This is a genomic window from Chryseobacterium sp. Leaf201 (assembly GCF_001421435.1).
Taxonomy (GTDB): domain Bacteria; phylum Bacteroidota; class Bacteroidia; order Flavobacteriales; family Weeksellaceae; genus Chryseobacterium.
Genome location: NZ_LMKA01000130.1, coordinates 1 through 13,315, shown reverse-complemented (window position 1 = coordinate 13,315; position 13,315 = coordinate 1). Strand labels below are relative to the sequence as shown.

Sequence of the window (13,315 nt, the reverse complement as noted above, 5' to 3'; positions counted from 1 at the left end):
TTATTAAGATAATGTTAATTATTTAAAAAAAAATATATTTTTATTGTCTCAATTTGAGAATTAAAAAACTAACTGTATATGAATGTAAAAATATCTAGAAGTTTAGGGATGGTTGCCGTGCTCTATTTTACGGCAAATTTCAGTGCCCAGAACACAACGAATGACACCGTTTCCAAAGAGACCAAAATCGAGGAAGTGGTAATGATCGGTTACGGTACCCAGAAGAAAAGTAATGTAACGGGAGCTATTTCCAGTTTAAAGGCATCGGATATTGAAGATATTCCTGCCGGAAGACCAGAACAGGTATTGCAGGGGCGTGCTGCGGGAGTTTCGGTAATATCAAATTCCGGACAGCCGGGAGCTTCTCCAACAGTAAGAGTCCGGGGTATTACCAGTTTTGGAGCGGGAAGTAATGACCCGCTTTGGGTAGTGGACGGTATTGTTGTAGATAATATTGCCTGGTTAAACCAAACGGATATTGAAGGAATTGAAGTTTTAAAAGATGGTGCTTCAGCTGCTATTTATGGAGTTTCAGCTGCAAAAGGTGTAATTTTAGTTACAACTAAGAAAGGCGCAAAAGGACGTCTTAACATGAGTTATAATGGCTCTTTCGGAGTCGGAAGCGCATCTCGTAAGCTGGACTTGCTTAATGCCACCCAGTATGCAACAATTATGAATGAAGCAAGTGTTAACGATGGAAGGGCTCCAATGTTTACCAATACTTCAACATTAGGACAAGGGACTGACTGGCAGGATGTTATTTTCAACACTGCACAACGTTCATCACATGATTTCAGTATCAGTGGGGGAAGTGATAAATCTACTTTTTATTCTTCTTTTGGATATTTTGAGCAGGAAGGTATTGTAATGAGAGATATTTCAAATTACAAAAGGCTTAATGCGAGAATAAATTCTACTCACAGAGTTTTAGATTTCTTAACGATAGGCCAGACTTTCGCTTATACACATACAAAATCGGTAGGTATCAATGCGAATGGTGAATTCGGAGGCCCATTGAGTTCTGCAATAAATCTTGATCCTACAACTCCGGTTACGATAACAGATATTTCTCAACAGCCTTTTTCCAGTGATTATAATAATCCGTTTATCGTAAGAGATGACTATGGGAATCCTTATGGAATTTCTCATTGGGTAAATAAAGAAATGTCTAATCCACTGGCTTTTCAGAAAACTCAGTTGGGAAGATATAATTGGTCTGATGATATGGTTGCCAATGTTTTCGCAGATTTAAAAATCAGTAAAGATTTTAGTTTTAAATCCAGTTTAAACGGGAAATTATCATATTGGGGAAATCAGGGATTTACACCTAGATTTTATTTAAGTCCGTCTTATAAAAATGACACATTCAATAGTCTTTTCAGACAAAATGAAAAAAAATTCGAATGGAGTACGGAAAATACAATTACTTATCAGAAAAAGTTTGGAGGACATAGTTTAAATGTTTTATTGGGACAAGGATATTATGAATACAATATTTCTTCGGGACAAAATGTCACTTATCAAAATCTTCCTACAGAGAATTGGCAGGACGCTTCATTTAACTTTGATATTCCTCAAAAGGATAGAAGTACAAATGCCTGGGATGGAAAAGAGACCCACAAAACTTCATATTTTGGTAGAATAGTTTATGATTACGAAAACAAGTATCTCTTTACAGGAACAATTCGTAGAGACGGTTCTTCAAAATTTGCAAGAGCTTATCATTGGGGAACTTTTCCTGCGATGTCTCTAGGTTGGAATATCTCTAACGAAAATTTCTGGCCGGAAAACAATATTGTTAACAGCTTAAAATTAAGAGGAGGCTACGGTTCTTTAGGAAATGATGCGATCGATAACTTTCAGTTTGCTAATTTCTTAACCGCAGGAAGTAATTATTCTTTCGGAGACAACAGCATACACATTGGGTATGCACCAAGTACATTAGAAAATCCTGAACTTAAGTGGGAGAAGACTTCTCAGCTGAACATTGCTGCAGATCTTAAACTATTCAGAAATTTCGATTTGTCAGTTGATGTTTTCAGAAAAAAAACTACGGATATTTTAAGACAGGTAAATATTCCTGGCTATGTAGGGGTAACAAATAACCCATGGAGAAATATCGGTGACATGAATAATGACGGGGTAGAGGTAAGCTTAGGATACAAAAAAAACTGGGGAGACTTTGGAATTTCTGCTAACGGAAACTTTTCCTATTTGAAAAATGAAATCATAAGATTGGAAGATGACAAGCCTTATGATAATTTTGCTTCATTCCAATCAATGGGTCCTGTTTCGAGACTGCAAATTGGTTATTCATACGGTTCATTCTTCGGTTTCCAGAATGCAGGTGTGTTCCAGAATCAGGCAGAAATCGATGCTTACAGAAATTCTGCCGGCGGGTTAATCCAACCTAATGCAAAACCTGGAGATTTTATAAGAACGGATGTAAATGGCGACGGTAAAATTGATGAGGCAGACTATGTATATTTAGGTAATTCTGTACCAAAATATACATTTGGATTTACATTAAATATGAATTATAAAAACTTTGATTTAATGATGTTTGCTCAGGGTCAGGCTGGAAATAAAATTTTTCAGGGATTAAGGAGATTGGATATTCAGACTGCCAATTACCAGACAGCTGTATTAGACCGGTGGACAGGGGAAGGAACTTCTTATACAAATGCAAGAGTATCAATGGATGATCTTAACCAAAACTATACAAGAATGTCTGATCATTATTTACAGAAAGGGGATTATCTGCGTCTTAAATTGGTACAGTTGGGATATACTTTACCAAAAAACGTATCGGAAACAATAGGAGCTGGGAAAGTAAGATTTTATATTACAGCAGAAAACCTTATTACCTTTACTAAATATACAGGATATGATCCTGAGATTGCCGGTGGAGATACTTACGGAATAGACAGAGCTTATTATCCACAAGCAAGAACTTTCCTTTTTGGAGCTAATGTTCAATTTTAATTAAAAGAAAAATGAAAAATAAAAGATTAATATATAAAAGCGTAGCTGTTTTAATGCTTGCAGGCATTGGTTTTAGCGCAGTTTCTTGTAATAACAGTAATCTGGAGGACGTACAGAATACAGGTACGTTTGATACGGAAAATTATTTTAAAAATGAAGAACAGTCTTTTGCAGGATTAGTTGCAACATATGACCTTCTAAGAAAGTATTCAGGAGGATTTGAAAATAATGTTACCTTTTTTAATGCAGCTTCGGATGATTTTTACTCAGGAGGAGGTAGCTCTACTGATGGAGCGGGAATCCAGGGTTTTTCTAATTTTACAATCAATCCGATCATCATGCCTCAGAGCTATTGGAAAGACTATTATCAAGGTATTGCAAGGGCAAATCTTCTATTAGAAAGAATTCCGAACGCAAATATGAATGATCAAACTAGAAAAAGATTTATTGCAGAAGCTAAAGTTTTAAGGTCCTTATATTATTTTGAATTGGTGAGGATTTTCAGAAATGTACCTTTAATATTACAGCCGATAAAATTTAATGATGACTATTATAATATAAAACAGGCCAAACCTGAAGATGTATATACTCAAATAGAAAATGATATTACCTCTTCTATATCTGATCTTATGATAACTGCTTCCGGATCAAATGAGAAAGGAAGAATTACACAAGGTACGGCAAGAGCAATATTAGGGAAAATCTATTTGTATGATAAAAAATACAATTTGGCTGCGGCTCAGTTTGAAATGGTAAACGGGACCCCGGGAGGAACAAGCCAGTACGGATATAAATTGGTGAACAATTTTGCAGATTTATGGAAAATAGATAACAAATTTACCACAGAATCTATACTGGAAGTAATGCATACTAATTTAGGGAATTCTGATTGGTCATTCTGGGGATCAGGAAAAGATGAAGGAAATTCTATTAATGTAATGCTTGGGATTATTTCATATGGTGTTAATACCACTCAACCCAATCATGAATTGGTTCCGAAAATTTATTCAGGATGGGGTTTTAACCCGATAACTACAGATTTATTTAATTTTATGCAGGGAGATCCGCGCTTAGATGCGACTATTTTCAATGCTAAAAAATTAAAAGATGAGAATAAAATCACATATTCTCCAGGCTTTAGAGACACAGGATATTTTCTAAATAAATATCTTCCTAGAACTACTGATACATCTACTTTACCGGGTGCCACAGAACTGAACTTCCGTCAGAATTACATTGCAATCAGATTGGCAGATACCTACCTGATGGAAGCTGAAGCATTAGGAGGTACAGGTGCAAGAGCCCAGGCTTTGCTGGATGCCGTGAGAACAAGAGTGGGATTAACTTCTATTCCAGTTTCTATGCAGGCTATTAAAGACGAAAGAAGAAGAGAGTTAGCTGGTGAAGGTCATCGATTTTTCGACTTGGTAAGGTGGGGAGATGCTCCTGCAAAATTAGGATCACGAGGATTTACTTCAGGTAAAAATGAAATTCTTCCGATCCCTTTTAATGAACTTACTAATACAGCTTTGGTGCAAAACCCTGGTTATTAATAATACAAATAATTAAGCATGATAACTAAATATATTAATAAAACGCTCTTCATAAGTACGGCAATATTTTTTCTTGCAGCTTGTTCACCGGATTCTATTGATGATGAAGGAAAAGGGCTTACACAATCTCCTGTGGACGCTTCCTTTACAGTTACTAAGACTGCTGAGAACAAGTTTCATTTAAAAAGAAATTATAATAATTTCATTAATTCTGAATGGAATATTGATGGTGATGGCTTTGTTAACGGTAAAAATGAAATAGATATTTTTCTTCCTGACGCAGGAACATATGTTCTGCAGCATAATGCTATGGGGATTGGCGGACAGGTGGGTGGCACAGCAAATCAAACGGTAGTTGTTCCTACTTCGGATCCTATTGCCGGAAATATTATTCAAGGAGGGAGATTTGATACTCCGGAAGAAATTTCAAAGTGGACAATACATACAATCAGTCCTACAGGGGCACAATGGGTTTTTGCTAATGGCAAAGCAACCATTGTAGCGTCCAATAGTAATCAACAGGCAATTTATCAGGCAGTAAATGTGGTAGCTGGGCAAAAATATTCAATTGATATGGTCGCTTCTTCCGACACAGCATTAGAAGATACTTGGTTTGAGGTATATATGTTAAGCAGTATTCCGGCCTCAGGAACTGATGTTGGAGGTACGGTTTATAGGAATATTAATACATGGGATGGTTGTGGGAAAAGTAAATTTGGAGGTAAGGTTTCAGCTGTAGGATGTAACAGCTCCAAGAATGGAGGTGTATTTACAGCAACTACCACAGGAACCGTCTACCTCGTTATAAAATGTGGCGGAAAAACCGTCAACAGCTTAAGCATAGACAAAGTGGAGTTCCGCAGAATGCAATAATTCTTACATACAAATTTTAATATGAAATTACAATATTCATATAGTTTCTTTAGAGGTGCTGCACTTTGCGGTGTAGCACTTCTTTCTTTTTTAAACTGCAGCAGCACGTCTTCGGATTTATCAAATAATGATAATCCCGGAAATGGCGGCGGAACCGGTACGGGAGATCCGGTACAGGTATGGCTCACAAAAGGAGACCAGTCCATAAAACTTCAGCAGCAGGGCAATGCGGCCTTTTCCGGAGCCACAGGTACGGGAACAACCATTGAGGTGGATGCTTCACAGCTATTCCAGACGGTGGACGGGTTCGGGTATACCCTTACCGGAGGAAGTGTGCAGGTGATCAATCAGCTCAGTACAGCCAAAAAGCAGGAACTGTTAAATGACCTGTTCAGCAGTTCGGGAATCGGAATAAGCTATCTGAGAATCAGTATCGGGGCTTCAGATCTCAACAGTGAGGTTTTTACCTATAATGATTTGCCTTCCGGGCAGACTGATGCCAATCTTTCCCAGTTCAGCCTTACAAAAGACCAGGCTGTTGTTCAGATGTTAAAAGATATCCTGGCGATCAACCCCAATATCAAAATCCTCGCTACGCCGTGGACGGCCCCGGTGTGGATGAAAGATAACGGAAACAGTATCGGAGGAAGCCTAAAGCCGGAATATTACAACGTTTACGCCAAATACTTTGTAAAATATATTCAGGCCATGCAGGCTGAAGGAATTAAGATTGATGCCATCACGCCTCAGAACGAACCGTTACATCCCGGTAACAACCCGAGCATGTACATGACCGCCGGCGACCAGGCAACATTTATCAAAGCGCATTTAGGGCCTGCTTTCCAGGCTGCCAATATCAATACCAAGATTATTGCCTATGATCACAATTGCGACAATCCGGCTTATCCGCTGGCGGTTTTAAATGATCCCGCTGCCAATCCTTTTGTGGATGGTTCGGCATTTCATTTATACGCCGGAGATATTTCTGCCTTAGGTACCGTTCATAATCTTTTTCCGAATAAAAATGTGTATTTTACGGAACAGTGGACGAGCTCTACAGGAAACTTCTCAGGAGATTTGGACTGGCATGTAAAAAACGTTATCATCGGTTCCATGAGGAACTGGAGCAGGAATGCTTTGGAATGGAACGTAGCCAATGATGCATCGTTCGGACCGCATACACCGGGCGGATGTATCCAGTGTAAAGGTGCCGTTACCATTACGGGCGCATCAGGTTATGATAAAAATGTGGCCTATTATATCATTGCCCATGCTTCAAAATTCGTTCCGGCAAATTCTCAGAGAATCGCTTCCACACAAGGAGATAACCTTTCAACGGTCGCTTTTAAAACACCTCAGGGGAAAACAGTTTTAATTGTACAGAACAGCAATACCGGAGATAAAGCATTTAATATCAAATATAATCAGAAGACCGCTGCCGTTACCATGCCGGGCGTTTCTACAGCCACTTATATTTTTTAAAATAAAAACATGAGGAAAATTTCATTCATATTACTATTATCAGCATTTGGAATGAATGCGTACGGGCAGCAGACAATCGATCAGAAAGTTTCTGAGCTCCTGTCTAAAATGACATTAGAAGAAAAAGTAGGGCAGCTGGTCCAGTACAGCGGTTTTGAATATGCTACTGGTCCTCAGAATTCCAATTCGGCAACGGTTTTAGATGAAATTAAAAAAGGAAAGGTGGGCTCTATGCTCAATGTTTCGGGTGCGGAAGAAACCAGGAATTTCCAGAAGCTGGCTTTACAGTCCAGGCTGAAAATACCTTTGCTGTTCGGTCAGGACGTGATCCACGGGTACCGGACAACATTTCCCGTGAACCTGGGACAGGCGGCAAGCTGGGACCTGGCTTTGATTGAAAAATCAGAAAGAATTGCAGCTACCGAAGCTTCGGCATACGGGATCCACTGGACCTTTGCACCGATGGTTGACATCGCCAGAGACCCGAGATGGGGAAGGGTGATGGAAGGCTCAGGTGAAGATACCTACCTGGGAACGCAGATCGGTCTGGCAAGAATCAGAGGTTTTCAGGGCAAAGGCCTTGGGAACCTTGACGCGATTATGGCCTGTGCGAAACACTTCGCAGCGTACGGAGCGGCAGTCGGCGGAAGAGATTATAATTCGGTTGATATGAGTCTGAGGCAGTTAAATGAAACCTATCTGCCGCCGTTCAAAGCAGCAGCAGAAGCAGGCGTGGCAACGTTTATGAACTCATTTAACGACATCAACGGAATTCCTGCCACGGCAAACAAGTATATCTTGAGAGATCTGCTGAAAGAGCAGTGGAATTATAAGGGTTTTGTGGTTTCAGACTGGGGAAGCATCGGTGAAATGGTGCCTCACGGATATGCAAAAAACAATAAAGAAGCTTCGGAAAAAGCCATCCTTGCCGGAAGCGATATGGATATGGAAAGCCGCGCCTACATGGCAGAGCTTCCCGGTCTGGTTAAAGAAGGAAAGGTTGATCCCAGGCTGATTGATGATGCAGCGAGAAGGATTTTAATTAAAAAATTCGAGATGGGCCTGTTTGATGATCCTTACCGGTTCAGCAGCGAAAAAAGGCAGAAAGAACAGCTTAACAATAAAGAGAACAGAAAATTCGGAAGGGAATTCGGTTCAAAAAGTATTGTTTTACTGAAAAATGAAAAAAATATTCTTCCGCTTTCAAAATCTGTAAAAACAGTGGCGCTGATCGGGCCTTTCGGAAAAGAGACGGTTGCGAATCACGGCTTCTGGTCGGTTGCCTTCAAAGATGACAGTCAGAGAATTGTTACGCAGTTTGACGGAATCAAAAATCAGCTGGACAAAAATTCAACGTTACTCTATGCAAAAGGAGCTAACGTTGATGATCAGGATAAATCCATGTTTGCTGAAGCCGTGGAAACCGCAAAAAAAGCAGATGTCGTAATTATGACCTTAGGCGAAGGCCATGCGATGAGCGGTGAAGCCAAAAGCAGGAGCAATCTTCATTTTTCGGGTGTTCAGGAAGATCTGTTAAAAGAAATTGCCAAAACCGGAAAGCCTGTTGTCCTGATGATCAATGCCGGAAGGCCTTTGGTTTTTGACTGGGCTGCGGATCATATTCCGGCCATTATGTACACCTGGTGGTTGGGAACGGAAGCAGGGAATTCTATTGCAGATGTGCTTTTCGGAACCGTAAATCCGGCCGGAAAACTTCCGATGACATTTCCAAGGACCGAAGGACAGATTCCCGTATATTACAATTATTACAACACGGGAAGGCCGGCAAAAAACAATACCGACAGAAATTATGTTTCTGCCTATATTGATCTGGATAACGACCCGAAATTCCCGTTCGGATATGGTTTAAGCTATACGGATTTTAAATATTCCGATATGAATGTAAGCGCTGCCAGCCTTAAAGGCAACCAGACGCTGAACATCAGTGTCAATGTAGCCAACACCGGAAAGTATGACGGGGAAGAAGTGGTGCAGCTGTACATCAGGGATCTCGTAGGCAAAGTTGTCAGGCCTGTAAAAGAACTGAAAGGTTTCAAAAAAGTATTCATCAGAAAAGGGGAAAGCACAACGGTAAACTTTACGCTGACTCCGGAAAACCTGAAGTTCTATGACGATGAATTGAATTATGATTGGGAAGCCGGGGAATTTGACATTATGGTCGGGACCGATTCACAGCATGTCCAGACCAAAAGAATTAACTGGATAAAATAAATAATAGTTACTTTTACTTTACTGAGAGCGGGATAAAACCCGCTTTTGGCGGTAAAAGACATTAATTTTAATGATGAAAGGGTAATGGGTCACACCGAAAGAAGCGGGGAGGATTGAAGAATCGTAATCTTCATTTAAAGTGATGGTCTTCCTCAGATAAACAAGTTAATTCTAATCACAGATTATGAGTATGAAATTCCAATATATTTTTCATTTTATTATCGGAGGAACATTAATTTTTTCTTCACTGAACTGTGCTTCAAATAAACCTGATCCCAACAGGAAACTGATCTGGAATGACGAATTTAATGGAAAAGGGATACCTGATGCTGCAAAATGGAACTATGATATCGGCGGCAGCGGTTTCGGAAATGAAGAATCCCAGTTCTATACCAAAGACCGTCAGGAAAATGCAAGGATGGAAAACGGGAACCTGATTATTGAAGCCAGAAAAGAAAAATGGGAAAACAGCAAATATACTTCAGCAAGACTGTTAACAAAAGGGAAGTTCTCATTTCAGTACGGAACAGTTGAAGTCCGGGCAAAACTTCCGAAAGGACGTGGTACCTGGCCCGCCATTTGGATGATGAGCGAAAAGATGAGAACCTGGCCGAATGACGGGGAAATAGATATTATGGAACATGTTGGATATAACCAGGGATATATCCACGCCTCGGTTCATACAAAAGATTATAACCATAAAATCAATACCCAGAAAACGGATACCGTATTTGTAAAAGATGCCAGTGAAAAATTTCATGTCTATAAATTAGACTGGACACCGGAAAGAATTGATGCTTACGTGGATAACCGGAAATTTTTCACGTGCGAAAATACCGAGAAAACCTATTCGGCGTGGCCTTTTGACCAGCCGTATTTTATAATCCTGAATCTGGCTGTCGGAGGATTCTGGGGCGGAAAAGAAGGGATTGATGATTCTGTTTTTCCTCAGAAATATTACATTGATTACGTAAGGGTTTATAAAAATGATTAGTGTTAAAATTTCCATCCTTTGGAAAGGTGTCGAAAATTCATGGGATTTTTGACGGTTGGTTTAAATATATAGAAAAAAGAAGAAGAAATAAATGAAAAAGTTAATTGTAAGCTGCTTTGTAATCGGAATGATTTTCGATGCAAACGCACAGACCTACTGGAAAAAAAATGCAGGGAAAACAGCAAAAGTAATTTTTACCGGTTCTAAAACGAACGAAAAAATGGTAGATAAAGGAGCCGTGAAATTTGAGAAAATGGCCCAGCCGAAGGAAACGGATGCCTGTATTTTTGTGGATCCGGATTTTAAATATCAGAAATTAATCGGGATCGGGGGTGCCATTACTGATGCTTCAGCCGAAACCTTTTACAAGCTTCCGAAAAATAAGCAGAAAGAAATTATTGAAGCCTATTACGGGAAAAACGGACTTGGGTACACCGTCGTCCGTACCAATATGAACTCATGTGATTTCTCAAGCGATTCCTATACCTATGTTCAGGACAATGACACCTCACTGAAAACATTTACTGTGGCGCATGATGAAAAGTATAAGATTCCGATGATCAAAGAAGCGCAGAAAGCAATCGGTAGTAATTTTACTTTTTATTTTTCACCGTGGAGCCCGCCGGCCTGGATGAAATCGAACAAAAGCATGCTGAAAGGCGGAAGGCTGGAAAATGCATTCTATCAGACCTGGGCTGATTATTATGCTAAATTTATTAAAGAATACGAAAAAAGAGGAATCAATGTATGGGGATTGACGGTTCAGAATGAGCCGATGGCAACACAGACCTGGGAATCCTGTATTTACACGGCTGAAGAAGAAGGGGAGTTCCTTAAGAAAAATCTTGGGCCGACACTTTGGAAAAACGGCTATAAAGATAAAAAAGTAATGATCTGGGATCATAACCGTGACCTGATTTACCAGAGAGCGACCACCACGCTGAGCGATCCCGAGACTTCAAAATATGCTGCCGGAATCGGTTACCACTGGTATGAAACCTGGAATAACAAAACCCAGCTTTTTGATAACCTGCTGGAAACCCAAAGGGCTTTTCCGGATAAATTCCTTGCTTTTACCGAAGGCTGCAAAGAACAGTTTGATATGGCTAAAATCTATGATGTCAGCTTAGGGGAACTGTATGGACGAAATATGATCAATGATTTTAACAAGGGAACAGCTTTATGGACAGACTGGAATGTGCTTCTGGACGAAACCGGAGGGCCGAACCATGTCGGGAATTTCTGTTTTGCCCCGATTATTGCGGATACCAAAACCGGAGAGGTTCACTATACCTATGAATATTATTATGTAGGCCATGTTTCAAAGTTCATTAAACCGAATGCCCAAAGAATCGGAAGCTCATCCAACAGGGCTGCGCTTACTTCCACCACCTTCATGAATGAAAACGGACAGCTGGTTACCGTAATCATGAATGATTCTGACCAGGATATCGATACCAATCTCTGGATTGAAGGGATGTCGGCAAAGCTTGCGGCTCCTGCCCATTCCATTCAGACTGTAATTTTATAAAGAACTTCATATTTACATTATTTTTTAGGATCGGCGGCACCTTTGGTGCCGCCGGTTTTTTTCAGATTTTATCCATAAAAAAGCCGGAACAGAAGCTGTCCCGGCATATAGTATATTAAATACTTCAGTTCGTATTATTCAGCATCATATTTACTGATCACTTTCTGGGTAACCCCGGTACTGCTGAAACCTCCGTCATGGAAAAGGTTCTGCATCGTTACTTTTTTGGTAAGGTCAGAGAAAAGTGTTACACAGTAGTCGGCACACTCAAGAGCAGTAGCATTCCCCAGTGGAGACATATCTTCTGCAAAACCTAAGAAATTCCCGAAGCCTTTTACCCCGCTTCCCGCAGTGGTAGGCGTAGGCGACTGGGAAACGGTGTTTACACGCACTTTTCTTTCTCCCCAGTAATTACCGAATGTTCTGGCAATACTTTCAAGATAGGCTTTGTTGTCAGACATATCATTATAATCCGGGAATGTTCTCTGAGCAGCAATATAAGAAAGCGCCAGAATACTTCCCCACTCATTCATGCAGTCTTTTTCATAAGCGACACGCATTACTTTGTGGAAGGAAACAGCGGAGATATCCCAGCCTTTTTCAAGCCAGTCGTAATTCATTTCTGTATATGGTTTTCCTTTTCTTACGTTGATAGACATTCCTATAGAGTGAAGAATAAAGTCGATTTTACCGAATTTGGCAACTGCAGCATCAAAAAGTTTTTCTAAATCTTCAATAGAAGTTGCATCTGCGCCGATAACTTCAGACCCTGTTTTTTCTGCTAACCCGTTAAGTTCTCCCATTCTTAATGCAATAGGAGCATTGGATAATATAAATTCAGCACCTTCTTCATGACATCTCTCTGCAACTTTCCATGCGATTGATTGTTCATTAAGGGCTCCGAAAATAATCCCCTTTTTGCCTTTAAGTAAACCGTATGACATAATTTTTTAATGTTTATTAATATACAAATGTAGCAATATTTGTGTTGATGGCATAATAAAAAACGGAGCCTTCTATAAAAAGGCCCCGTTTTTTGAAAATATTTATATAACTGAAATTTTAATTTGTCTTCTTATTCCATTCTGCTTTTACATCTTCTGATGCATCTTTTGTTTTTTCCCAGGCATCATTCGCTTTATCCTTGATGTTATCCCATGCATCAGATGCGTTGTTTTTTACTCTGTCAAACCAGTCTTCCTGCTGAGCTTCCTGATCGTTATTTCTTTTTTCATTGATGTAATCTTTCGCTCTGTCAGCAAGTTCCTCAACTTTCCATTTTGCATCAGTTGCTGTGCTTTTCAATGATTCTTCTGTGTTGTTAACTGCATTTTCTGCTTTGTTGTAATCTGAATTGTTCATAATTGTAATATTTTGTTTATGTTATTTATTGATATTTATCATTAAACAATAACTATTCCTAAAATTTTCGCGTACTGTTAAATTTTTCATAAAAGTTCAGTTCCGGAATGTTGATGATTTTAATACGGGCTACAGACTGTTGTTTACGGTAATGAAATGCTGTTTCCGCATAATTAAAATTGACACTGCAATTGCTGTGCTTTTAAGCGCCTGAAAATGATGCAAATAGATGAAATTACGTTTGAGAAAAAATTCTCTGATAAATTCTCAGGAAAAGTGGGCGCAAGATATGAAATCACCAAC

At 39.6% G+C, this 13,315-nt stretch carries 9 protein-coding genes; 7 read left to right on the top strand and 2 right to left on the bottom strand.

The annotated features are described in order from the left end of the window. The first annotated feature begins 78 nt into the window (after nucleotides 1–78). The 7 genes from ASE55_RS18745 to ASE55_RS18715 all read left to right on the top strand — a co-directional run bounded on the left by ASE55_RS18745 (nucleotide 79) and on the right by ASE55_RS18715 (nucleotide 11,650). The gene (locus tag ASE55_RS18745) at nucleotides 79–2,985 is read left to right on the top strand and encodes a SusC/RagA family TonB-linked outer membrane protein (RefSeq protein WP_056223298.1); all 2,907 of its coding nucleotides are present in this window, start codon (nucleotides 79–81) and stop codon (nucleotides 2,983–2,985) included. 11 nt (nucleotides 2,986–2,996) lie between these two features. Continuing rightward, entirely contained in the window at nucleotides 2,997–4,538 is a 1,542-nt protein-coding gene (locus ASE55_RS18740; RefSeq protein ID WP_056223297.1) for a RagB/SusD family nutrient uptake outer membrane protein, read from the top strand. 18 nt (nucleotides 4,539–4,556) lie between these two features. After that, nucleotides 4,557–5,411 carry a hypothetical protein gene (locus ASE55_RS18735; protein WP_056223295.1) on the top strand — a complete coding sequence of 285 codons (855 nt, stop codon included), beginning with the start codon at nucleotides 4,557–4,559 and terminating at the stop codon, nucleotides 5,409–5,411. Nucleotides 5,412–5,432: 21 nt separating this feature from the next. Continuing rightward, nucleotides 5,433–6,893, top strand: coding sequence for a glycoside hydrolase family 30 protein (locus tag ASE55_RS18730; protein ID WP_056223293.1), 1,461 nt, complete (start codon nucleotides 5,433–5,435; stop codon nucleotides 6,891–6,893). A gap of 9 nt (nucleotides 6,894–6,902) precedes the next feature. After that, the gene (locus ASE55_RS18725) at nucleotides 6,903–9,125 is read left to right on the top strand and encodes a glycoside hydrolase family 3 N-terminal domain-containing protein (protein WP_056223291.1); all 2,223 of its coding nucleotides are present in this window, start codon (nucleotides 6,903–6,905) and stop codon (nucleotides 9,123–9,125) included. Between the two features lie 184 nt (nucleotides 9,126–9,309). Continuing rightward, a complete protein-coding gene (locus ASE55_RS18720) occupies nucleotides 9,310–10,119 on the top strand; it encodes a family 16 glycosylhydrolase (RefSeq protein WP_056223289.1) in 810 nt (269 codons plus the stop codon). Nucleotides 10,120–10,210: 91 nt separating this feature from the next. Next, nucleotides 10,211–11,650, top strand: coding sequence for a glycoside hydrolase family 30 protein (locus ASE55_RS18715; RefSeq protein WP_056223288.1), 1,440 nt, complete (start codon nucleotides 10,211–10,213; stop codon nucleotides 11,648–11,650). Nucleotides 11,651–11,784: 134 nt separating this feature from the next. Here the strand turns inward: ASE55_RS18715 and ASE55_RS18710 are convergent, their stop codons facing one another. After that, complete coding sequence (locus tag ASE55_RS18710) at nucleotides 11,785–12,594, bottom strand: enoyl-ACP reductase (RefSeq protein ID WP_056223286.1); 810 nt, start codon at nucleotides 12,592–12,594, stop codon at nucleotides 11,785–11,787. Between the two features lie 118 nt (nucleotides 12,595–12,712). Next, complete coding sequence (locus tag ASE55_RS18705) at nucleotides 12,713–13,012, bottom strand: hypothetical protein (protein WP_082474668.1); 300 nt, start codon at nucleotides 13,010–13,012, stop codon at nucleotides 12,713–12,715. Nucleotides 13,013–13,315 lie beyond the last annotated feature (303 nt).